Source organism: Segatella copri (assembly GCF_026015465.1).
Classification (GTDB): Bacteria; Bacteroidota; Bacteroidia; order Bacteroidales; family Bacteroidaceae; genus Prevotella; species Prevotella copri_E.
The window spans coordinates 116844-140545 of record NZ_JAPDUQ010000004.1 but is presented as its reverse complement, the minus strand read 5'-3'; the positions used below and the strand labels follow the sequence as shown (position 1 = coordinate 140545).

At 44.6% G+C, this 23702-nt stretch carries 27 protein-coding genes; 6 read left to right on the top strand and 21 right to left on the bottom strand.

Going from position 1 to position 23702, the window contains the following annotated elements:
• Window positions 1-21 precede the first annotated feature (21 nt).
• The gene (locus tag ONT08_RS13965; protein WP_022121419.1) at window positions 22-369 is read right to left on the bottom strand and encodes a MerR family transcriptional regulator; all 348 of its coding nucleotides are present in this window, start codon (window positions 367-369) and stop codon (window positions 22-24) included.
• A 177-nt stretch (window positions 370-546) separates the two neighbouring features.
• On the opposite strand from ONT08_RS13965, the gene alaS reads away from it, so the two are divergent.
• Window positions 547-3210: an alanine--tRNA ligase gene (gene alaS / locus ONT08_RS13960; protein WP_264960244.1), complete on the top strand. Its 2664-nt coding sequence runs from the start codon at window positions 547-549 to the stop codon at window positions 3208-3210.
• 177 nt (window positions 3211-3387) lie between these two features.
• Here the strand turns inward: alaS and ONT08_RS13955 are convergent, their stop codons facing one another.
• Entirely contained in the window at window positions 3388-4182 is a 795-nt protein-coding gene (locus ONT08_RS13955; RefSeq protein ID WP_264960243.1) for an EFR1 family ferrodoxin, read from the bottom strand.
• Between the two features lie 126 nt (window positions 4183-4308).
• Here ONT08_RS13955 and ONT08_RS13950 point away from each other — a divergent pair, with 126 nt between their 5' ends.
• Window positions 4309-4572, top strand: coding sequence for a hypothetical protein (locus ONT08_RS13950; RefSeq protein WP_264960242.1), 264 nt, complete (start codon window positions 4309-4311; stop codon window positions 4570-4572).
• A 916-nt stretch (window positions 4573-5488) separates the two neighbouring features.
• Here the strand turns inward: ONT08_RS13950 and ONT08_RS13945 are convergent.
• A complete protein-coding gene (locus tag ONT08_RS13945; protein ID WP_264960241.1) occupies window positions 5489-5689 on the bottom strand; it encodes a hypothetical protein in 201 nt (66 codons plus the stop codon).
• A gap of 59 nt (window positions 5690-5748) precedes the next feature.
• Between ONT08_RS13945 and ONT08_RS13940 the strand changes: the two genes are divergently transcribed.
• Window positions 5749-5997, top strand: coding sequence for an FMN-binding protein (locus tag ONT08_RS13940; protein WP_264960240.1), 249 nt, complete (start codon window positions 5749-5751; stop codon window positions 5995-5997).
• Between the two features lie 358 nt (window positions 5998-6355).
• On the opposite strand, the gene ONT08_RS13935 is transcribed toward ONT08_RS13940, so the two are convergent.
• The 8 genes from ONT08_RS13935 to ONT08_RS13900 form a co-directional block, all read right to left on the bottom strand.
• Window positions 6356-7672 (bottom strand): aldo/keto reductase, encoded by a 1317-nt coding sequence (locus ONT08_RS13935; RefSeq protein ID WP_264960239.1) that lies wholly within the window; start codon window positions 7670-7672, stop codon window positions 6356-6358.
• Window positions 7669-8220: a flavodoxin family protein gene (locus ONT08_RS13930; protein WP_264960238.1), complete on the bottom strand. Its 552-nt coding sequence runs from the start codon at window positions 8218-8220 to the stop codon at window positions 7669-7671. The genes ONT08_RS13935 and ONT08_RS13930 overlap by 4 nt, the downstream gene beginning before the upstream one ends.
• A gap of 24 nt (window positions 8221-8244) precedes the next feature.
• On the bottom strand, window positions 8245-9084 hold the full coding sequence (locus ONT08_RS13925; RefSeq protein WP_264960237.1) for an aldo/keto reductase: 840 nt from the start codon (window positions 9082-9084) through the stop codon (window positions 8245-8247).
• A 6-nt stretch (window positions 9085-9090) separates the two neighbouring features.
• On the bottom strand, window positions 9091-9861 hold the full coding sequence (gene tatC, locus ONT08_RS13920) for a twin-arginine translocase subunit TatC (protein WP_264960236.1): 771 nt from the start codon (window positions 9859-9861) through the stop codon (window positions 9091-9093).
• On the bottom strand, window positions 9803-10045 hold the full coding sequence (locus ONT08_RS13915; protein ID WP_218435137.1) for a Sec-independent protein translocase subunit TatA/TatB: 243 nt from the start codon (window positions 10043-10045) through the stop codon (window positions 9803-9805). Before ONT08_RS13915 ends, tatC begins: the two co-directional genes overlap by 59 nt.
• 120 nt (window positions 10046-10165) lie before the next feature.
• Window positions 10166-11689, bottom strand: coding sequence for a 4Fe-4S binding protein (locus tag ONT08_RS13910; protein WP_264960235.1), 1524 nt, complete (start codon window positions 11687-11689; stop codon window positions 10166-10168).
• A gap of 19 nt (window positions 11690-11708) precedes the next feature.
• A complete protein-coding gene (locus ONT08_RS13905; RefSeq protein WP_301331971.1) occupies window positions 11709-12647 on the bottom strand; it encodes an EFR1 family ferrodoxin in 939 nt (312 codons plus the stop codon).
• A gap of 110 nt (window positions 12648-12757) precedes the next feature.
• Window positions 12758-13558: an AraC family transcriptional regulator gene (locus tag ONT08_RS13900; protein WP_264960234.1), complete on the bottom strand. Its 801-nt coding sequence runs from the start codon at window positions 13556-13558 to the stop codon at window positions 12758-12760.
• Window positions 13559-13898: 340 nt separating this feature from the next.
• Between ONT08_RS13900 and ONT08_RS13895 the strand changes: the two genes are divergently transcribed.
• Together ONT08_RS13895 and ONT08_RS13890 are read left to right on the top strand one after the other, a co-directional pair.
• Window positions 13899-15023 (top strand): AAA family ATPase, encoded by a 1125-nt coding sequence (locus ONT08_RS13895; RefSeq protein WP_264960233.1) that lies wholly within the window; start codon window positions 13899-13901, stop codon window positions 15021-15023.
• A gap of 60 nt (window positions 15024-15083) precedes the next feature.
• Window positions 15084-15596 (top strand): gamma carbonic anhydrase family protein, encoded by a 513-nt coding sequence (locus ONT08_RS13890; protein WP_118200054.1) that lies wholly within the window; start codon window positions 15084-15086, stop codon window positions 15594-15596.
• Between the two features lie 256 nt (window positions 15597-15852).
• On the opposite strand, the gene ONT08_RS13885 is transcribed toward ONT08_RS13890, so the two are convergent.
• The 10 genes from ONT08_RS13885 to ONT08_RS13840 form a co-directional block, all read right to left on the bottom strand.
• Window positions 15853-16863 (bottom strand): helix-turn-helix transcriptional regulator, encoded by a 1011-nt coding sequence (locus tag ONT08_RS13885; protein WP_118201513.1) that lies wholly within the window; start codon window positions 16861-16863, stop codon window positions 15853-15855.
• A 298-nt stretch (window positions 16864-17161) separates the two neighbouring features.
• Complete coding sequence (locus tag ONT08_RS13880; RefSeq protein WP_118078751.1) at window positions 17162-17635, bottom strand: DIP1984 family protein; 474 nt, start codon at window positions 17633-17635, stop codon at window positions 17162-17164.
• Window positions 17636-17689: 54 nt separating this feature from the next.
• Window positions 17690-18598, bottom strand: coding sequence for a hypothetical protein (locus ONT08_RS13875; RefSeq protein WP_254973904.1), 909 nt, complete (start codon window positions 18596-18598; stop codon window positions 17690-17692).
• Entirely contained in the window at window positions 18567-19382 is an 816-nt protein-coding gene (locus ONT08_RS13870) for a hypothetical protein (protein WP_254973903.1), read from the bottom strand. The genes ONT08_RS13875 and ONT08_RS13870 overlap by 32 nt, the downstream gene beginning before the upstream one ends.
• Complete coding sequence (locus ONT08_RS13865; protein WP_254973901.1) at window positions 19345-20112, bottom strand: hypothetical protein; 768 nt, start codon at window positions 20110-20112, stop codon at window positions 19345-19347. Before ONT08_RS13865 ends, ONT08_RS13870 begins: the two co-directional genes overlap by 38 nt.
• A 72-nt stretch (window positions 20113-20184) precedes the next feature.
• A complete protein-coding gene (locus tag ONT08_RS13860) occupies window positions 20185-20811 on the bottom strand; it encodes a hypothetical protein (protein WP_264960232.1) in 627 nt (208 codons plus the stop codon).
• A 3-nt stretch (window positions 20812-20814) separates the two neighbouring features.
• On the bottom strand, window positions 20815-21306 hold the full coding sequence (locus tag ONT08_RS13855; protein ID WP_264960231.1) for a DUF4112 domain-containing protein: 492 nt from the start codon (window positions 21304-21306) through the stop codon (window positions 20815-20817).
• A gap of 24 nt (window positions 21307-21330) precedes the next feature.
• Entirely contained in the window at window positions 21331-21660 is a 330-nt protein-coding gene (locus tag ONT08_RS13850; protein WP_264960230.1) for a hypothetical protein, read from the bottom strand.
• 30 nt (window positions 21661-21690) lie between these two features.
• Entirely contained in the window at window positions 21691-22227 is a 537-nt protein-coding gene (locus tag ONT08_RS13845) for a hypothetical protein (protein WP_264960229.1), read from the bottom strand.
• Window positions 22228-22329: 102 nt separating this feature from the next.
• The gene (locus tag ONT08_RS13840; protein WP_264960228.1) at window positions 22330-22455 is read right to left on the bottom strand and encodes a hypothetical protein; all 126 of its coding nucleotides are present in this window, start codon (window positions 22453-22455) and stop codon (window positions 22330-22332) included.
• A gap of 230 nt (window positions 22456-22685) precedes the next feature.
• On the opposite strand from ONT08_RS13840, the gene ONT08_RS13835 reads away from it, so the two are divergent.
• Complete coding sequence (locus tag ONT08_RS13835) at window positions 22686-23603, top strand: IS982 family transposase (protein ID WP_264960227.1); 918 nt, start codon at window positions 22686-22688, stop codon at window positions 23601-23603.
• Window positions 23604-23702 lie beyond the last annotated feature (99 nt).

Here is a 23702-nt window from a genome sequence, read left to right as displayed (position 1 = left end):
TAACCATAAAGTTTAAAGTTACTAAACCAGTCCATCGAGCTGCTTTTTGAGCTCTTTGAGCTGATCTCTTACAGAAATAAGGGTGTCGAGAACTTCAGAAGATTTCTCGGCACCCGTTCTGTTTTGGTTCAGATACTTACGGGCAGCCGCAATCTTCAATCCCTTCACCTTGATAAGGTTGTAGATGAGCCTTACCTGCTCAATATCCTTATCAGTATACTGGCGCACTTTGTTGCCAGCAACCTTCGGTTTGAGAAAAGGAAACTCCTTTTCCCAATATCTCAACGTAGAGTCGTTTAGACCAAACATTTCACCTACTTCCTTGATAGAATAGTACAATTTCGTTGTTTTATCTGGAATTATTGCCATTTTTTCCGTCTTTAATTTCAAAAATAATTAATTTAGTTGCAAAATTAAACAATTCTTCTTATCTTTGCAAAGATTTTCGGAAGAAAATGCCCTAAAGGGCAAAAATATTTTCTGAGAGGACTCTCAATCCCCTCTTCAAAACAGGAAAAAGAAATTAAAGATAAATATAAAAAAGATATGATGACAGCTAATGAAGTGCGCGAATCCTTCAAGAAATTCTTCGAAGGTAAAGGCCACAAGATTGTTCCATCAGCACCTATGGTTATCAAGGATGACCCAACGCTGATGTTTACAAACGCTGGTATGAACCAGTGGAAAGACATCATCCTCGGTACAAAAGACCCAGGCAAGGATGTTCGTCGTGTTGATACTCAGAAATGTCTCCGTGTAAGCGGTAAGCATAATGACCTCGAAGAGGTGGGTCACGATACTTACCACCACACCATGTTCGAGATGCTCGGTAACTGGAGCTTCGGCGACTACTTTAAGGAGGGTGCCATTGATATGGCATGGGAGTATCTTACTGAAGTTTTGAAACTCAACCCTGCCGATCTCTACGTTACCGTATTCGAGGGTAGCAAGGAGGAAGGTCTGGAACGCGACAACGAGGCTGCAGGTTACTGGGCTAAGCACGTGCCAGCCGACCACATCATCAATGGTAACAAGCACGACAACTTCTGGGAGATGGGCGAAACAGGTCCTTGCGGTCCTTGCTCAGAGATTCACGTGGATTCTCGTACTCCAGAGGAGAAGGCTCAGGTGCCAGGCCGTGAGTTGGTAAACAAGGATAACCCTCAGGTCATCGAAATCTGGAACATCGTGTTCATGCAGTACAACCGCAAGGCTGACGGTTCTCTCGAACCACTCCCAATGCACGTTATCGATACAGGTATGGGCTTCGAGCGCTTGGTTCGCATGTTGCAGGACAAGCACTCTAACTATGATACAGATATCTTCCAGCCAATCATCAAGGAAATCGAGGCTATCTCTGGCAAGAAGTATGGCTTCACTACTCCTACTGGTGAGAATGGTGAGGGTAAGGATGAGCAGGAGAAGATTGACATCGCTATGCGTGTCTGCGCCGACCACCTCCGTGCCGTAGCCTTCTCTATCGCCGATGGTCAGTTGCCAAGCAACGCCAAGGCTGGTTACGTAATCCGACGCATCTTGCGCCGTGCCGTACGTTACGCTTACACATTCCTCGGCCAGAAGCAGGCATTCATGTACAAGCTCGTCAATGTATTGGTAGAGCAGATGGGTGCAGCCTTCCCAGAGTTGCCTGCCCAGCAGGAGCTCATCACCCGTGTGATGAAAGAGGAAGAGGATTCATTCCTCCGCACCTTGGAGAAGGGTATCAACCTCCTCAATGGCGATATGGACGAGCTCAAGGCTCATAGCGAGACTCAGCTTGATGGCGTAAGCGCATTCCGCCTCTTCGATACATACGGTTTCCCTCTCGACCTGACAGAGCTTATCTGCCGTGAGAATGGTTACACCGTAGATGCTGCAGGCTTCGACGAGGAGATGAAGAAGCAGAAGGAACGTGCCCGCAATGCTGCTGCTGTAGAGAACGGCGACTGGGAAGTTTTGAAAGAAGGCGACCAGAACTTCGTGGGTTACGACTATACAGAATATGAGTGCCACATCCTGCGCTACCGCAAGGTGACTCAGAAGAAGAACTCTTTCTATGAGTTGGTACTCGACAACACTCCATTCTATGGTGAGATGGGTGGACAGGTTGGCGACAAGGGTGTGCTCGTAAGCGAGGATGAGACCATCCAGGTTATCGACACCAAGCGCGAGAACAACCAGAGCATCCACATCGTAAAGGAGTTGCCAAAGGATGTAAACGCTGATTTCATGGCTTGCGTAGATATCGAGAACCGCGAGGGAAGTGCAGCCAACCATACAGCTACCCACTTGCTCGACTACTGCCTGAAGCAGGTTTTGGGAGACCACGTAGAGCAGAAGGGTTCTTATGTAGATAAGGACACCTTGCGTTTCGACTTCTCTCACTTCCAGAAGGTAACTGATGAGGAGCTCCGCAAGGTAGAGCACATGGTAAACGAGATGATCCGTGCCGACTATCCATTGGATGAGCACCGCGATACTCCTATCGAGGAGGCTAAGGAACTTGGCGCTATCGCCCTCTTCGGTGAGAAGTATGGCGACAAGGTTCGTGTGGTTCGCTTCGGTCCATCTGCCGAGTTCTGTGGTGGTATTCACGCCAAGAGCACTGGTAAGATCGGTTTCTTCAAGATTATCTCTGAGAGCAGCGTAGCAGCCGGCATCCGCCGTATCGAGGCTTTGACTGGTAAGGCATGCGAGGAGGCTATCTACGGTTTGCAGGATACCATCGTAGCCTTGAAGGGCTTGTTCAACAACGCCAAGGATCTCGAGGGTGTTATCAGAAAGTACATCGACGAGCACGATGCCTTGAAGAAGGATGTTGAGAAGTTCCAGGCTCAGGCTGTAGAGCGTGCCAAGGATAAGCTTGTTGAGAATGCCAAGGAAATTAACGGCGTGAAGGTTGTTACCGCCGTATTGCCAATGGAGCCAGCAGCTGCCAAGGATTTGGTATTCAAGGTTCGCGAGGCATTGTCAGAGAACATGATCTGCGTAGTAGGTTCTTACTTCAACGATAAACCTATGCTCAGCGTGATGTTCAGCGATGATATGGTTAAGGATCACGGTTTGAACGCTGGTAAGATGATTCGCGAAGCTGCCAAGTTGATTCAGGGCGGCGGTGGCGGTCAGCCTCACTATGCTCAGGCTGGCGGTAAGAACAAGGACGGCTTGAGCGCTGCAGTAGATAAGGTTGTAGAGTTGGCTCAGCTGTAATAAGTTCCCCCAAAAGTATATGATAGAGTTATCTTAACTCTTATATATAATAATGTATAAAGGGTTGCAATCCATCTTTTCGAGGATTGCAACCCTTTTTCCGTTGTTTTTTATCCTATTATTTGTGGTAAGAAACCGAGTTTTATTATCTGCTAATAGCTATCAGTATCTATTCATTCAACTTTTTACATAGAAAAACTCGGGCTGCTTAGGCTCAGCATAGTCCTTCTCAAATTTCCAGCTGGCAGTCTTGTACAGCAGTCCTCCGAAATGGCGGGCATGCTCAGGACAAACCACGATGCATCTTCCACAAGAGATACATTTCTTTTCGTTTGTCTTGTAAGGTTCCTCCATGGAGATAGCTCCCACCGGGCACATCTTTACACAGGCATGACAGGATGTACATTTGCTCTTGCTTCCTTCAGGATGCAGAGGAATCAACTTGGTATCACGATAAGGGCGATTACCATTCACCATCAGACGACTGACGGCAGACATCTTTGAAATCTGGGATAGAATGTCATTACTCCTTGCTGCAAAGCTATGGAGCTTTTCCATATCATCCGCATCCGGTCTCCCTTCTGCCACTTTTGGAAATATGGAGTGCTGGGCTACGACGGCTGCAGCAGATACCAGCTTGAAGCCGTGTGCTTCCACTATATCCTTCATTTCTATGAGCGTATCATCGTATGCTCTGTTGCCATAGACACACACAATAATGACTGGGGTATTGTTCCCAAGAAAGCGCTTCAAAGAGCGGGCTGCCATTTCCGGAACTCTTCCGGCATAGGAAGGCACGCCCACAATCAGCAGGTCGCCATCGCTATCGAGCGAAATATCATTCTTCGGAACATCAGAAGTGATGTCATACTCCTTGATAGGCTTCTCAAACTGGGAAGCTATCTCACGAACGATGCGCCTTGTTGAAAAAGTGGCGCTATAATAGGCCAAATGGATGTTCTTGATATTCATAATGTTATTTGTTTATTGAATGCAAAGATACTATTTTTTATGCGAAACCTGCGCATAATTTCAATATTTTTGTTGCCTTGGTGATAATATCATTGAAATAACACCATCTATCAGAACCTCATACGCTTGGGCTATCAAATTTATGTAGGACAACTGCAAGCTGGAGAAATCGACTTTGTTTGTACCAAGCCAGGAGGCGAACGCATCTACGTGCAAGCTTCCTACATCATAGCTGACGATGCAACCAGAGAGCGTGAGTTTGGCAATCTCCGTGCCATCAAAGACAACTATCCGAAGTACGTTATCTCCATGACTCCTCTGCTCACCAAAAATGATGATGACGGCATCACGCACCTGCATCTTCGCAAGTTTCTGACAGAAGGAATATAAATGATTTATGATAACCACAACTTCTGGGTCACCTGCAAAAGCTTGTGGATGTAATATATTAAATTCAGTTATCTTCTGTTCTTTTTAAAAAAGATAACAGACAATGAACGAATATTTATCGGCTCAGCCTTAGAAGCATTCCAACGGCGCAACGCTTCTTCTTAACTTTGTTGTATTCATATCATTATTCCTCCATTTTTAGTTCAAATCATAACTGTAAAGATACCTCCCGTCAAAATTTATACTCATAATTCATATACCTACATTTTTTGAATCTAGCGACAAAAATAAGAGGATTGAGAGGCCTGAATCCTCTGTTTTCTGCTCTCTATTAAGAATAAGACCTATAGTTGTACGACTATAAAGTTACAGTTGTACGACTATACATGCTATAGTTGTACAACTATAGAGTTATGGTTGTACAACTATAGGGGTTATAGTCGTACAACTATAGATTTTCCTCAACGCCACCATCTTGTCAGAAAATCACAAGCGCCTGATTACCAACACCTTTCCGGTTTTCTTCATATTTACGATATTCTCAAAGAAATAATAAACGTCTGAAAATACGAGAATCTCAGGCAAGCTAATGTAAAGAAGATTCATTCTTAACAAAGCCGCATCACTACATCTTCAGGATATTCTTGCAAATCACCTACTTCATTTTCCACCCACCAATGCTTCCCGTCTTCGACGAGAAGTTGCAGCCTATCTGATAAAACTTTCTGCCATCTGCCGCATATTCCCTGGCGTAGTCCATATCCTCTATCTGCTTCAGGAAGTGAGCAGTTTCTCCAACTGTTTACAATCGCCCACGTCCATAGCACTCACCACTTGTAAAACAAAAGCATCAGTCGACTCTTTTGGCTGTAAATAGCTAGTAGCCATCAAAGTAAGGAAACCATTTTTTACCTCATCATTCGGAAAATCCAAAAGATACCATATTCATGTTCCAATCCTTTATCGCAAGATAGCCACTCTGATAAATCATAGGCAATGGCACTTCTACATCTGACCGATAATCCACGAAACTACTTGTTGGATAACACTTGCCAGTCAACTCATTAAAATTCTCCTTAAAGAAACCATGACTCTTTTCGTGTCGAATTAACTCCATTTTAGTGTCATACTTGTTGGGTATATAAATTAATAATAAGAATAACAGGAGAAAATCCGATGAAAAATACGCCCCTTTCTATCTATATCAAGAAAGGTAAAATTGTAGAAATCAAGCCGCTTGCCAACCAGGAGACTCCCAACTACTTCAATAAAGTAAAACAGGGTCTGCTCAACAAATGGAATGGCATGAAAGCCAGCAAGGCTGCTACAGCCCATGTAGATGGCGTTACGGGTGCCACCTTCTCCAGCAAAGCCGTAAAGGAAAATGTAACGCGTGGCATTGCTTATTACCAGAAGCATAAATAAGGAAAGATTTGGAGGATTGGCGGCAGGAACTACTATAGCAAAAGTCACATGGAGAAGAACTATCTGATAACGCATCTCGACAGGTTGGCATTCTTGAAGGAAGTGATGCAAACCTACACCCGAAACTCAGCCGTGTCGCCTTGATATATACCACTGAGTGATAAGTATATACAAGGCAGACACGGTTAAGTTTTTCTTTACTGATGTATGTTATGATACTCTTCGTCACTCACTTCTTCTAGCTATTCGTCACCGCTTTTGTCCAATGTCTTCACATGGGACTACGGAGAACTTCCACTCTCTGTCATCATCGTCTGATAGGTATCGGCTATCATATGATTATTGTTTGCCGGAATTTCTACGATTTCTTGGTAAAAGCCAATGTGAGGAGTTTCCAATCTTCTCCTTCTTTGATATAGACTTCACTGACATAGAATGGGAATGAGACCTCATGACCTCCTACCTCGCTCGTCAACTGTAGTTCGCTATATACCACGGCGGTGTTTCCACTGATACGCGGCTCAACACGATGTATATCGGTATGTTTGTACCAGATGGAACCTTTTTCTATTGTCATAAGTTCAGCCGTTCGTCCCCATGCTCCACCCATGTGTACGAACATGGCATCTTTGTGGAATAGTCGGGCGAGTTCAGTGACGTTCTTCTCCGCCATCCACTCCCATTTTTTTGCAGAGAGGGCTGTGAGCTCTGCCTCTGCTCGCTCAATAGAATCTGCAACGTTCCATTTGAGGTAGTTCATCCTTTCTCCGTATGCGGCATTGAAGAAACGCTGCTCCTTATTCAGTTTCCTTATCTGCTTCATATCCTTTGCCATGAGGGCGAACGGTTTGCCGCCAACCTCGCCTTGTGCAGCTGCGATGTTCTCGTGGATATAATCAGGATTGGTGGCTCCAGGAATGGTCAGCAGTCCTTCCTGTATCTCCCATCTGAGGATCACTTGCGCAGGACTTACATGATGTGCCTTGGCAATCTTCATGATTACAGGGTCTTTGAGCAATGCACCCTGGCTCATGGCTCCGCCAAGGGGGAACCAACACTCCACCTTCATGCCGTATTTCTCTGCCAACTTGCGCTTCTGGATGCGCTGTGCATACGGGTGACATTCCATCTGCATGATTACTGGTTTTATCTCAGTGGAATCCACACACCACTGAAACCACTCCTCAGCTCCAGGCACTTCAAAGTTGCTGAGACCAAGAGTGCGCACCTTGCCTTGCTTCACAGCTAACTCCAAGTTATGCCATGCCGCCTTGATGTCTCCTACAGGCTGATGCGGATATACAAGGTCAACATAATCAAGGTTAAGTCGGCGAAGCATGCGGTCGATGGCTGTAGGGTCAGCATATTCCGACGGCCATATCTTGCTCGTCACCCAAATATCCTCACGCTTGCAACCTCCTTCTGTAATGAATTCATTTACGGCATCGCCAACGCCACGTTCATCCATATAGGCATGAGCCGTGTCGATATGTCTATATCCAGCACGCAAAGCCGTAAGTACAGCTTCCTTGCAAGCCTCATTTGAAGGCACTGCAAATGTTCCGATGCCAAACTGTGGCATCTCAATACCATTACTCAATCGGACCATCGGTCCCTGTGCGTAGGCTGCCATCATCCAGATGCAGCCTACCATTGTCATGATAATCTTCTTCATTTCAACTTACCTTTTAATGTTTTAGCCTCGCTTTTGCAGGTAGCCATGCCCTCGTAGGAGAAACCATACATACCAGCAAATCGGCTCATGCTGTATTCGCCATCATCTATCATCATCTTTGTGGGAGCAGCACCCTGATATACGAAGAACAGGTGTTTGCCCTTGAACTCCCCATCTGGCACATAGCCGTAGAAACGTTCCATCAGCGTGCGCACCGAGGCGCAGATGTTGTGCCAATAAACTGGCGAACCCATCACGACTATATCTGCCTCCTTCATTTTGGCTATTACCTCGTCAAGCTGGTCTCCCTCAAGCTTCTGACCATAGAAGTTGAGGCGATAGTCGTTGAGATTAATCGTTTCATACTTTCTGCCTTCAAGCAGCACCTTTGCCAAAGCGGCGGTATTGCCGTCGCGGTTTGGGCTTCCGTTGATAAAGAGAATCTTTTCCATTTCTACTTCATTGTTATTAGAGTCACTTTTTTTTGTACCTGCCAAGCAGCTGATGATAGTCAATATGCCCAACATCAAAATTAATATTTTCTTCATCGTTTTCATAATATAATCTTCTTGTTATTTCCACCCCATAAACATCCTTGCCGCCTCTGCCGAGTGATGGTCAAAGAAGAGGCTTTTGCCTGTATCGAGGGTAGCGATTAAGTCCATATCATCATCAGACAGAACGAAATCGAAGATGTCATAATTTTCTTTCATGCGTTCAACGTGGGTTGTCTTAGGGATAATGACAACGCCCCGTTGCAGCAGCCAGCGAAGGGCAACTTGAGCAACAGTCTTATTATGTCGCTCTGCAATCTCTTTCAGTGTGGCATTCCCGAAAAGATTGTTGCGACCTTCGGCAAATGGTCCCCATGACATGATTTGGGTGCTATATCCCCGCATGATGACTTGCGCCTTCTGCTGTTGGCAGAACACATGCGTCTCCACTTGGTTTACTGCCGGAACGATATCCATGTTCTCAGCAAGGTCGATGAAGTGGTCGGGATAGAAGTTTGCCACGCCTATAGCTCTCACTTTACCTTCTCGATAGGCATCCTGCAGAGCACGGTATGCGCCATAACGATCGCAGAAAGGTTGATGGAGGAGCATAAGGTCAATGTAGTCAGTGCGTAGTCGGCTAAGGCTTTCCTCGATGGAAGCTTTCGCCTTGTCATAGCCGTAGTTGGAAATCCACACTTTGCTAACGAGGAAAATCTCGTCGCGACTGATTCCACAGTCAGCCACAGCTCTACCCACACCGTCTTCGTTGTGGTAAGCCTGAGCCGTGTCAATCATTCTGTAGCCCACGCTCAATGCCTCAGCCACATGACGTTCACACACATCCGGTGCTATCTGATAGACACCATATCCTATTTGTGGCATCATAACACCATTGTTCAATTTTAAATATTCCATTGTATATTACTTTTTTTGTTTACTGATTAAAATACTGATTTCATAAAGCATGTACATTGGTAGTGATACCAACAACAGCGTAAAGATATCAGAGGTTGGAGTGATGACAGCTGCAATAACAAGGATGATTACTACTGCATGACGGCGGTATTTCCTGAGAAAGCCTGATGAGACTATTCCCATGCGTGAGAGCAACCAGATAACCACTGGCAACTCGAAAACCAAACCCATAGTAAGACTCATCATCATGAGCGTACTCATATATGACTGCAAGGTAACCATATTGGCTACATCTACACTCACCTGATAAGTGCCAAGAAAACGGAATGTGAGCGGAAAGATGAGCAGATATGACACCACGACACCAATCATAAACATCACATAGCCACTACTGATCACTGCCACTGCATAGCGACGCTCATAGTCGTATAGGGCTGGAGAGACATAACGGAATAGCTCGCAGACAATGTAAGGCGAGGAGCACAGCACACCCATGCACATGGCTGTCTTGACGTGTATTATGAACTGTTCTGCCAGTCCTGTGTTGACGAGCAATACCTCGAACGTGTCTGGCTGAGATATTCCCACCCAGGAACATAGGGCTTCAAGCAGCCTATAGGTGATGAAGCCAGATGTACGGGGTGCAAGCAACAGGCCAAACAACTCATCTTTGAAAAAGAATGCGATGATTCCTGTTATGACAGCCACACATATAATCTTAATGATTGTCGTCCGCAGCTGGTCGAGATGATCCCAAAAGCTCAGATTTGTTTCCATCCTTCTTTTCGTCCTCCATGTCTTTAGTCACCTCACTCATTCCTTCCTTGAACGACTTGATACCCTTGCCAAGTCCCTTCATGAGTTCCGGAATTTTCTTACCGCCAAAGAACAGCAATATAACCAATGCGATAAGCAGCACTTCCTGCATACCAATGCCTCCAATAAATAATAATGTTTTCATTTCTTTACAACTTTATTTTTTTGTATATATTTGATGAAGTAATAGCCACCTGCCACTTGCAGTGCCATGCCAGAGATGCCGATGCGAAAATTCTGAATTGTGATACATGGCGATTGAGGCTTATTTGCTGTGTAGCTCATGCCCCTCCACGTAGATGGCACTGAACGGACGGGCAGGACATAGATTCTCACATGCGCCACAGCCGATACACCTCTTTGCATTGATTACAGGAATCTTCAGTGAATCAGGGTTTTCACTGTCAGAAGGCACCATCAGTATGGCTCCCGACGGACAATGACGGGCGCAGTTGCCGCAAGATACACCGTCGGCTATGGGGATGCAATTCTTCTTAATCCATACTGCATGGCCTATGCGTGTGGATGACTTTTCAGCAATGCCAATCGGAGTGATGGCTTTCGCAGGACATACCTCGGAACAACGGTTGCACTCCGGACTGCAGTAGCCACGCTCGTATGACATCTCGGGCTGCATAAACGTATGCAGATTGGTGGAAGGGCGCAACACCTCATTGGGACATGCCGAAACGCACAACTGGCAGGCCGTGCAAGCCCCGGCAAAATGCTGTGCAGACAGTGAACCTGCTGGCAGTATAGGTGTGGCACGCTGAGGTCTCTGCTTATCTTCAATGACCGCAAGTCCACCATCCACCTTCTTCTGCTGTGCTTTTACTGCCAAAGTGACGGCTACCAAAGCTGTAGCAGAAAGGAAACTGCGACGCGCGTTGTCTATCTGTTTGTCATTTACTGAAGATGTTGAAGACGGCACATTTTCCTTGTCTTTCCTGCCGCTGATTCCCGAGAACGTTCTTCTCCTCAGTTTTATCGCTCCGTGTTTGCAGGTATCTATGCAGTCCATACATGCCACACAACGACTTAGGTCAATCTGGTGGTGTGCGTAGTCGATACAGGCAGCCTTGCAACGGCGTGAACATAGACTACAGTTCTTGCACCTTGTCTTGTCTATGGCAGGATGGAATAGTGAAAAACGAGAAAAGAAGCCGAGCACAGTGCCCACAGGGCATATCGTGTTACAATAGGTTCGGCCGTTTCTCCATGCCAATATACCTACAATAATAAAAGTGATGGTGGCAACGGCAAAGGATGTTGCGCCCTTTATCCAAACATCCGTCTCGTAGAAAGCATAGCTTTCAGCACGTTCGGTCAACATTGCCAAAAGGTTGTTGCCCCAGTCGTAGACAGGCGCAAAGAGGTTGGAGGCAATGCGACCATAAGAACTGTAGGGAGCAAGCAACACCACAATGGCATGTATGCCTAGTATCACACTGACTATGAACAGACATAGCGCACTATATCTCAACCATCTAACTTCCTTAGAATAGGTGAAGCGGTACTTTTTCTTCTTGCGCCTTCCGCTCAGCCACGACATGATGTCCTGCATCACCCCTAATGGGCAGACGACGGAACAATACACCCTGCCTATAACTAAGGTCAGCAGCAGTAGCAGTGATACAACTCCCACATTCATTGCCATCAGGGCAGGCAGAAACTGCATTTTTGCTGTCCAACCGAGATAAGCATGAACTGTACCAGTGAAATCGAGGAACAATGCCGTGACCGCTACGAAGAACAGTACGGCAAGGGTTATTCTAATTTTACGTAACATAATCATCGGGGCATTATTGTCATACTTTCTGGTTGTTGGCCAACTTTAACTCCATCAGCGACACGTTCTCATTGCGATAGCGTGCATTAGGGTTCTTCTCCGAACCATCTGGCCATGTGCCGTCCTCATTCTTCTTGAACTGTATCGCCCGTTGTGGACAGTTCTGGATGCAAGCAAAGCAAAACTCGCAGTCGCCCTGCATCTTTACCCCTTGACCGGTAAGTTGATAGTTGCCGCGAGGACAGACGTATGTGCATATACCACAGTGGATACAGTCATCTGTCACCCTGAAACTCCTATCAGCCTTCATCAGAAATCCTACTTCAGGATCGAGACCGCTCAGACTCATGAAGCCTTCATGCTGCCGACGCTCTTCTTGTGTCACCGGCTCATGCCAACGGCGGCGGTTGCTGAGGTCAGAAGTTATCTTTGCCAAATTCTCTGGTATGTGCTTGTCTATCTTCATCTGATCGTTCATGTCGAAGTTGGGCAGCCAGTTGTCCACCATGACGATAGTACCAATATAATCGAATACATTGCCCGCTTTTCGGGAAATCCCATCCCATATCTCCACGGCGTTGCACTTGCGCATACCATAGATCAGCACGGCAAACTTGTATTCAGCTTTCAGTTGTGCCTTCTTGATGAACTCACGCACCATATTGGGCGGCATGTGACCATAGATAGGATATACCAGTCCTATCTCATCTGCCTCAATCTCGAACTGCTTCTTGCGCATAAGTTGCGGGATGCTGAGTATCTCACCCTCTTTACCAGCAAGTTGGCGAGCGACATAGAGGCAGTTGCCTGTGCCTGTGAAATACAATACCACTCTCTTCTTCCTGCCTTCGATGCAAGAAGTGAGGGCAGAAGCTCCTGATGTTGCCATCACTGTAGCCAATGCAGCACTTCCCATAATCTTGAGAGCCGTGCGGCGTGTCAAAACTTTTTCTTCCATAATTCAATGTGTCTGATTTCGGGTGCAAAGATACAGACAATCCCCGAAACTGCTTGGACACAGATTTCGGGGATTATTTACAATTTTTCCGAAAAAGATTGATTCACTGCCTATTCAACAAAACTTGAAGGCGGTGCTCCAAGATATTTCTGTACGTATCGGCTGAAATACGACTCTGACGAAAAGCCAAACAAGTCAGATATCTCTGTAAAGGTAAGATGCTTGCTCTTGAGCAGACGGGCAATATCGAGCGATGTATAACGTGTTATCCAAAAGGCTGCCGGATAGCCACTTACCTTCTTCGATACTTCTGATAAGTATTTCGGAGTAACACAAAGGAGGTCGGCATAATACCCAATCTCACGGTTCTTGCGATAGTCGCCACGTTCGAGCAAAGCCAGAAACCTGTTCATCAGAGAGGAATAGAGTTGAGTAACGGTGTCGTCAGTGCCATAGAGCGTGGCATGGAAATCAAAGAAGTCGATAATAATCGCCTGAACGGCATTGATCATTGCATCGCGATGAAACTTGTGAGTCGTTAAAGCAAGACGACGGCGGATATTATCGAAATCGAGTGCGCACACCTGCTGCATTTCCGGCGTAAGGTGCATGATCGGATTGTTAAATAAGGACAATCCTCCACGGGTACCATAGTTGCTATGCGGTGTGCTTATTGCGATGAACTGAGGAGTGGCATAAAATACATCAACCTTAAAGGCGCTGCTCTCCCGTATGTCTTTCAGCAAATCGCTGCGACGCACTATCAGGCAGTCGCCTCCCCTCATGACATATCTCTTGCCATTGAAAGAGAAACTGCATTCCCCTTCATGGCAGTAGGCATGGCACAAGTATCCGTCTTTAGTGCCGTCACCGACATTCATCAGCGTATTTTCAAAAATCACATCCTTCATATATATATATAATTATAATGTGTCTTTATTCAGGGGCAAAGAAACTTCAGTCTATTGATAAGTTCTTTTGCCATAATTGAGATACCTTTATAGAAGATAGGCCTTGTTATCACTTGCCCCACCTTCGATTGCAAAGATAAATAAAAGAAATGAATTGCTTGCATGTTTTAACAAAAAAAAAGTGATGTTATGAACAAAAGCAGTTAATTTCCAGTTTTTATCCACGATAAAGATAAAATTCTACATTTCATTATCATTTTATGATAATCACTTTATGATAATTGGAATAAAAGTTGTATCTTTGCAGCCGTAGAATATATAATAAGGTATAGATATGGTAATGAAAAATCCTTTTGTCACGAACGGTTATGCCGGTCCGGAATACTTCTGCGACCGTAAGGAAGAAACCCAGCACATCACAGAGATGCTGACCAATGAGAATAACATGGCTCTGATTTCCCCTCGACGCATCGGAAAGACAGAGCTGATTCACCATTGCTTTGCCCAGCCAGTCATCCAAAAAGATTATTATACTTTTATCATAGACATCTATTCAACCAACTCCGTCAGCGATCTGGTCAATATGTTCGGCAAAGCCATTATTGATGAACTTCGCCCTAAAGGCAGAAGCGCTTGGGAGAAATTCCTGATAGCACTCTCTTCTCTCCGTTCAGAAATCTCTTTCGATATCAACGGGGCTCCTGTTTGGGGAATAGGCATCGGCAACATAGTAAATCCCGAAATTACGCTTGATGAGATATTCTCTTATCTCAACCAAGCCGACAAGCCATGTCTTGTTGCCATCGACGAGTTTCAGCAAATCACCAACTATGCCGATAATCGGATAGAGGCATTGCTCCGTACCTATATCCAGCGATGCACCAATGCCCACTTCATCTTCTCGGGTTCTCATCGCCATCTAATGGCAGAGATGTTCACATCCCCTGCCCGCCCTTTCTATCAGAGCGTAACACTGATGAACCTAAAGCCGCTGGATATTGAGAAATACAAGGAGTTTGCCACAACCAAGTTCGAGGAGCACAACAAACATCTAGATACTGCCATTATCAAAGAACTCTTCACCCGTTTCGATGGTATCACCTCATACATCCAGCGAGTAATGAATGTCCTCTTCCTCAAGACTCCCGAACAAGGTACCTGCACTCTGGATATGGTAGATGATGCCATCAACTACAATCTCAACATGGCATCAGACACCTACGAGACCCTTCTGCGCCAGATGCCAGAAAAGCAGCGCAACGTCTTCATCGCCATCTCTGCAGAGGGCAAAGCCAGAAGCGTAAAGAGCGGAGCTTTCGCCAAGAAATATCATCTCCCGTCACCAAGCTCAGTGAACTCAGCTCTGAAGGGATTGCTGGAGAAGGAGTTCATCACCCAGCAGAATGATGCCTACGTGGTATATGACAAGTTCTTCGATTTGTGGCTGAAGAAGTATCTGAAATAGTATAAGGTGATTCCAATATTTTTTGCTACCTTTGCACCAAAATTTAAATATATATTCAATATGGCTATTATAAAGACTGTAGAAGGAAAAACACCTCAATGGGGAAAGAATTGTTTTATCGCTGAGAATGCCGTACTGACCGGCGACTGTATTCTTGGTGATGACTGCAGCATCTGGTATAGTGCGGTATTGCGCTCTGACGTGGATGCCATCAGATGTGGAAACAGGGTAAATGTGCAGGATTGCGCCTGCATCCATCAAACCGGTACGATGCCTTGCATTTTGGAGGATGATGTATCTGTGGGACATGGGGCCATCGTTCATGGAGCTACCGTTAGAAAAGGGGCACTCATCGGCATGAATGCCACTGTGCTTGACAAGGCTGACATTGGAGAAGGGGCTATTATTGCTGCAGGTGCTGTAGTTACCCATGGCACCAAGGTTCCTGCACATGAGATTTGGGCGGGTATTCCAGCCAAAAAAGTGAAGGTCTGTGCTCCTGGCCAAGCCGAAGAATTTGCCAAGCATTATTCCGGATACATTAAAGACTGGTATCTGAAGGAAGATAAATAATCACTTTATGATTATCATAAAATGAGAATAAAACGCCATTTTTTATCTTTTATAGAAGATAAAAGCAAAATATTTAGGATTTTCATCCATTATAAAAGATAAAAATCGTATATTTGCAGAAAATTTCATTTATAAGTAATATGGAAACTATTATTCGTCAATCATATATCGACAAGATAGAAAAGTATCTTGGTAAGGAGACAGTCATCGTATCCTCAGATTGGGCACACAGTGTGTTCCCAATCTGAGGATTCTTTTATTCCTCCCCATTCAGGCATTCGCCCGTTTCATAGCTCTTCGCCATATCCTTTAAGATACCAATCATCTCCAGCCTCAAGCTTTCAGGCTTCAGTACGATGATATTTCTGCCATGCCATAACAGTTCCTGAAGGAAATCACGGCTGGGACGGACGGTGAGGGTATACTCCCGATACATTCCATCTTTCGACTCCTTTACTTTCTGCTGACTCTCATGCAGCGGAACCTCCTCGATGTAGTTGTATTCCGGATAGAAGGCACGGATGCGGATTTTCTCCACCGGCACATCTTCCATCCGATAGATGCCAAAGCAATCTTCATAATAATTCTCTGGAGTCAGGAACTTCTTCATCTTTGCCGGCAACGGATGCTTCTCGCAAATAAGCTTCAGGAAACTGATGCGGTCGAAAGGAAGACAGCGAACGAGCTTCTTCTCATCAACCTCAGCATTCAAATCAGCATCTCCATCAACCTCAGCACTTGAATTCTTCACTCTTCGTTCTTCACTCTTCACTTTCACTCCCACAACGTACCACCGTTGTTTGAAATATCTCACGAAAGCCGGTTGCAGAATAATATCACTCTCCGCTCCAAATCCCGAAACATACTTAAACTTCAGCAGATATTGCTTATCTATCGCTGCAAGAATATCATCCAGATATTCCGTGTTATATGGCGGCGTATCAAGCATCACCTTGTTATGATACTTCAGCATATCACCAAGCGAAGCCAACCGCAGGGAACTCAGCATCCATTCCGTCACATCATCATTAGCGATCGGATCACGCTTCAGATAATACCGATAGCCGTCGCTCTTGTCGCATTCCACAGTAATGCCAAACTGCGACTGGATATTTTCACGATAACGATGAAAGGTACGTTTGTCCAGCTCATCTTCATCCTGATTAGCGTTGGCATCACGCCACTCATTAGCAATCTCCTCAAAGGTAAGATGCTTACGATCCAAGAGGCCTATCAGCCAACTATAGAATTTTACACGATTGTCCATAATCTCTAAAAATCTAATGAATATTTACGAGAAATGCCTAAAAAGAAAAGGAGAAAAGATAGCCAACAAAATGGTAATGCTAAATGCTGGCGTTTCTGACTTTTGTCATATACCAATGCGCGATACTCTTGTGCCCGATGCTTGAAATGAACTGTGAACAAACTCGTCTCTTTGCATGAAACACATGAATTTTTAATAATGCTAACACAGACCTATTGCCTGATGTCAGTTTCTTGCTGCCTCTATCTTTTCTCCGAAAATTTTAATCTACTTAATGAAAATTTCAATCCTCGCTCCATTATCGGGGCAAGTCTTGCAAATCCACCAAATCTACAGTCCAGTTCAAACTCTGAATTTTCAGGTCGAGTTCCCGATACTGCTTGGCATAGGTATCAGCCTCCTTGCGAAGAGCCTTTATATCTATGGTTCTAACATATTTCAGTTCATTTCTGCCAAAGCGAGTATCGTTGGCAGCTACGTAGTTCACCACCTCTTTCAATGCCTTGACACGCATCGACAAGACGTCTCTCTTGGCTATCAATCGAGTCAAGGAGTCTCCGTCCTGAACTATCTGAACGTTGGTGATGTTGATGCGATAAATCAAGTCTTCCAACTGGACGAGTGCTTCATCCAGTTCCTTGTACAGTTCCTCCACGTTATCGCAAGGTTCATCGCCCTCCTGTACCTTGGCGCTCTCCTTGATACGTTCTTTCAGTTGAGCCACTCTCTTCTGCAAGTCGGCTCTGATACTCAATGCTTCTGCTAACTTCATAATCTTCTATTTTTATATATATCGTTAAACTTCTTGTTTTATTATGTCAAGGTCTCAGCCTTTTTGTGTTCTACCCAAGCAAGGCACATCCTCAGACCAATGAGGGTCGGTTTCATTTCCATCATCAGCATAACGAATATCTCGCTGTTCGGATATATTGCGGTCGTATTTCAGTTCCACACTCACCGTGAAGTCATCCATACGAAGAATATCTGGCAGGCACCAAGGCTCATGAGTATGCAAGGCATGCATCGCATAACAGATACACAAATGGTCGTACGCCTTGTTGTGCAGATAGCCTTCCGCCCACGACGTGCCATCGTCGAGCGTATCAGTCAACTCTCTCAACGTATCCTCTTCGTTGCCGAAAAAGTTGGCAGACGCACCATTCACGATGGTATCCATCTTGCAATGTCCTGTACTGAGCAACTCATCTGTCAGATGAATCATATAGTCGAAGTCGGAACCGTAATAGTCATCATTCTCCAGATGCAAGACCGAGTCTTTGTCAGCATACTCGAATCGAAGCGTACTGTCCAAGTCGTACCTGAAACGGTCGTCCACCTTGTATGGCGAACGGTAGAGCGTAAGCCAAAGGTTACGGCACTGCTCAAAACACTCCAAGGTGAGCTTGTAGAGTTTGTCGTTCAACTTGCTCAATCGTTCCACCTCGGCAGCAGTAGGATGAAGCATCATCTCGTCGAGCGTCACCTCACGAAGCCCGAGCAAATCGTCCAGCAAATCCCGCTCCGTATCACTGAAGTTACGGAAGAACCCATCTGGATTATTATCCTCACGATTCACCACCTTCTTGATACGACGTTCCACCTCTTGCACGATGGCACGCTTATCCTCTATCGTAGACTTTTCTCTTATAAAGTCTATAAATTTGAAGTGAGGCTCCGAACTATAGCTACGGTCGTTCTCTACATCATCTATCAGTTTTTTCCATTCCTTTTCCATTTACTTCCTCTTTAAAGAATACGTTTCCTTTTTTCCATTGATACACCTCTCGCTCATATCTCAAGCTGACATCCGTCCAAAAATCATCCATACGGAGGATGTCTGGCAAAGAGTAATGCTCATGACTATGGAGCGAGTGAAGGAGATGGCAGATGCAAAATCTGTCGAAAGCCTGATTGTCGAGATAATCCAAATTCCAGTTGGTCCCATCATCAGCCACTAAAGGTTCCCCATACGAATACCGCCCACTATCCCTAAAATTGCAATGAAAATGGAGCATATACTCGAAGTCTGAGCCATAATAGTCATCATTATCCATCTTGAGGACGGAATCCTCATCATTCCAACTGAAATCAACGTGCTCCTCCACATCATAATAATCCTCGTTTGCCATCAAGCTCGGTGAGTGCAACAAAGACTTCCAGAGGTTGCGACCTTGCGCAAAGGCATCCTTCGACAGTTCATGAAGTTTATCGTTCTGATGTCCCAAACGCTCGATTTCTTCCTCTGTAGGATTTAACATCATCACATTGAGAATCTTTACCCGAGTACTCCAAAGGGAATCAAGCACCTCCCGCTCCTGTTCACTGAACTTACGGAAGCGGAAACTCTTGTCCGCATCATAACGGGCAATCATCTTGATGCGACGCTCTACTTCTTGTACAACTCTGCGCTTGTCATCATCCGACGCTTCGCCCACATACTCCATCAAAGCGAAGAAAGCCTCCGTTTCAAACGGATCTTTCTCAATTGTATCGATAAGTTGAATCCAATTTTCCTTCATCTTCACCTACGATTTCACCATTACTAACTTCTATTATCTTATCATCGCCAAAACTTCCTCCCCGTATCTTGTAGGGAGAGTTTCGCTTCAACGTCTTCTCCAAATACTCCAAGTCTTTGGGACGGAGATGAGTGAGAGCGAAATCCACCTCATTCAGTTGTGACTGATTGCTCAGGGCAAGATGCTGGAGATTGTGACACATGAAGATGTCCAAGCGACGCAACTTGTCGTTCTTACTCAAATTCAAAGACACCAAGTCCTTGGCACCCTCGATATGCAACTCCTCCAAGAGTGGATTAGCAGAGAAATCCAACTTCTCGTTTCTTATCTCGTGGAAGTCGATGAACTCCAGCAAAGGATTCTTGCTCACGTCAAGTTTCTCCTCGCCATACCCAGAATAGCCCAAGATACGCAAGTTAGGACATTCCGTGAGAATCACATCTAAGGTTTTCACCTCGAACATGCCACATCCATCAAATCCGATAATGGCATCCTCCTCTTCCGAACAGATGGTAATGGTGTAGTACATGCCCTTCTCCGGATAGGCATGACCTGCCTCCACCCAAGCCATCTTTTCGGAAGCAGGTTTCTGTTTACCTGTCACGACCTGTACCTTTCCATCGCCCCAAGCGATTCTTGCCTTGCTGCCTTTCTTCAGCATCAAGTGCAAGCCTACGGTCTCCCCCATTGTCCAGTCCAAAGTCTGGATATTGATTGTAATCTGTGCCATAATTTCTTGTTTTATGTTTACAGCTGCAAAGGTACAGGTTGGGTATGTCAAATCGTGACACAAGCGAGAAAATTATCTCAAAAATCTTTGTATCACCTTGTGCCAATAGTCCCAGGAGTAGCCTACGGAAGGATGATTCACCGCCATCACTTTCACCTGTTTGCCATTACTCAGAAGGTAAGCACCTGTAGCAACAGGATAACCATCCACTACGATGTCGTCGCCATCCTGCCAGCCAACATTAGGAAGATTGTTCCAAAGTCGCTTGCCCCAGACGATGACATACTCCGGCTGATACTTTTCGATAACCTCAAAGAAAGCCTTGCCTGCTTGGCGATATTGCTCCCCAGTGCCTGCCTCACGAGGACCACCCATCGCCACTTGCAGATAGTTGAAGAAGATGACCGAGTTCCAGATCTTCAGCCTCATCGTCTGATCTGTCTCCTCACCCACTAACGAACGCTCAAACTTCAGGAAAGTCCGCATCCAGTTCTGCCGTTCCTTATTCTCATTGAGATAATCACCAAGCACCTGCTGCGTAAAGTTCATACACTCCCGATGCAGACGGCAATCACCGCAATCCGCACAACTCTCATCACAATAATGACTCTCGCCCAATATCATGATTCGCTTGCCGAATATCCCCCCGTTGGCATAATCCTTGCCAACGAAGGGTTGAAAGAAAATGTTGCTATTCATATTTTAAAATAATGAAACTATCCAATCATAAGCCATGGTTCCCAAGCGAATGGCCCATGATATCACCACATAAATCAACCAGCAAAGCACGACGATGAACACAGCCGTCCAGAATGCCTTCTTATTCACCTTATTGATAATCTCCTTATCATCCTCGATATACCCGGTAACCAATCTCAGGTTCTCTACATACGAACGCTTGAATACATCCAGCACATCACCTATATAGAAAGGTATGGCACCAATCAGCACATCCATCAAGATATTATAGATGACAGCCAAAGTCAGCGGAATCGACTTAACCACACAAAGACTGTAATAGATAAATGGGAATGCAAACACGCTCGTCAAAGCATCACCAATACCGACAGGAAGGATGAAGCCAAGGATAGGATCCAAGAACCACTTGTCCATATACTTCGCCGTACCTACCATCAGACGATATGATGGCATGTTCATCATCTTCTCACGCTTTGCAGCTTTTTTATTAACCATACTATTCATCGTATTTATTTTTATTTATTCTTTATCACTACCTACAAATACCGATGCCTTCATAAAAGAGAAGGTTGCATCAACGAGCCAACCAATGCACGAACCGACTGTAGCTATCCACCAGGCAACATGATAACCTGTAGTACAATTGGTAGCCTTAAAAAGGACATCGCCGTCAAAGAGATGCCTCACCAGATTAGGCAGGAAGAACAATCCATGCGCCAAACCTGCTTGCCATCCATACAATTCCGTACCATTGATGTTGACAAACAATACTGCAGCCACTATTGCAACGATTAGTCGCCAGGGTAGGAACATGAAAACCATTCCAAGAAGCCCTATAATTTTATTCATATTTCGTTATACTTTATTTATGCTATGATTTCATCTATACAGACAACTATCTTTTAGATACATCTTGTTGTTTCTAATCTCAGTTGGAGTAAGTTTCTCTTTACGATAATCCTTCAAGGAATCCTTCTGCACCTGAAATCTACTCGTTTCCACAAAGATCAGGCTCTTGTGAATCCTCGTCTTGGCACGTTCCTCCATCCATTCTCTGCCTTTAGCGAGAGAAGACATATACCAATATCTTGTCTCAGCCCAAGCATTCCTTGTAGGTTGCGCAGTACCATGAATGAAGTCACGATAAACAGGAAGCGAGAGACCAGTTAGCCAACAAACCAGGACCGAATCCCCCTTAGCCATTAGCGTCATGTCCGACAACATCTGTTGCATGGTCATTTTCTCCGACTTCCGCCAAAGCATCCTCCTATCCTTATATTCATTCTTCTCTGCCTCCTTCTTCTTTTGCCAATAGCCATGAGGGTTCAAGAAGAACCAATAGCCAAATAACACAACCAGCACGGCACTCAATACCGCAGCCAACCAACACACTTTTTTCCTGATGTTCTTTTCCATTTTTACTTTACCTTATATAGTTATACATTTGATTTCGGCTGCGAAATAACTATATAGATATGTCAAATGGTGACAGAACATCAAGAAAAAAGTATATGCGGCTTACTTTTTCTTGGTAAACAAGCTTATCAACCAGCCAGTAAAGCCTCCGACTTTAGGAGCAGGATCTTCATAAATCTTGCCTCTTCGTCTCAGTTCATCCAATATTTTATTTTCATTCTTTGCCATAATGCTTCATTTTTTAGGTTGTTATATCACCAGTTGTAGCATCCTTAAAGTTATTCTCCTTGAATGCTTTCTTCATATTCTCAATCTGTTGCTTATCTGATTCTGAAATGCTTATAGTCTTACCTCAGTTCGGGATAAGAAATAGTGCCTAAAAAAGTTGGTAATCTCCGATATTTTTTGTATCTTTGTAGTTGAAATCCAATTAGTTACAAACATAAAAAGATATCATTATGGAGATTACCAAGGACAAAGTTACAGAATTATTTTGTATTATTGATGAATTTTACAAAGTTTTTGATGCTGAAAATGCAGGAAAATTGCTTTTGGGTGAAGATGGAGTAAAGCGCAGACGACGTAAAGCCTCTTTATCTGATAGTGAAATCATGACGATTTTGCTGTATTTCCATTTCGGCTCGTTCCGAAACTTCAAGCATTATTACCTATTCTTTATTAGAGGAACTTTGAAGTCATATTTTCCAAATGCGGTGTCTTATAACCGTTTTGTAGAACTTGAAAGTCGCGTATTCTTCCCTCTCATGTTCTTCCTGAATCTCCGTGCTTTTGGCAGATGTACAGGTATAACCTTTGTTGATTCAACCATGATACCAATATGCCACAATCTCAGGCGTTATGCCAACAAAGTGTTCAAAGGCATTGCCACAAACGGAAAGGGAACAATGGGATGGTGTCATGGGTTCAAGCTACATCTGGCTTGTAATGATAGAGGTGAGATAATTGCTTTTGTTCTCACTGGTGCAAACGTCAGCGACAAAGATCCAGCGGTATTCGATGTGTTGGCTAAACGTCTGTATGGCAAGCTGTTTGCTGACAAAGGCTATATCTCGCAAAAACTCTTCGATTCGCTTTTTGAGGAAGGCATCCAGTTGGTAACAGGACTGAGAGTGAACATGAAGAACAAACTAATGCCGTTCTATGACAAGATGATGCTACGCAAAAGATACATCATTGAAACGATTAATGACCTGTTGAAAAATACGGCTCAGATAGTACATTCACGTCACAGGTCTGTTGCGAATTTCATCATAAATATTATTTCTGCATTAGGGGCATACTGTTTCTTTGACAACAAGCCCAAGGCACTTACTGGATACGTTATCGAAGATACGAAACAGCTTAGTCTTTTCTAACATTGCATATTTTACAGGAGGATTTTGTCTCAGCAACCATCCAAGATATATAGATGGTTGCCAAGCCTCTGTATCCCTTATATAAAAACATTATAAAGC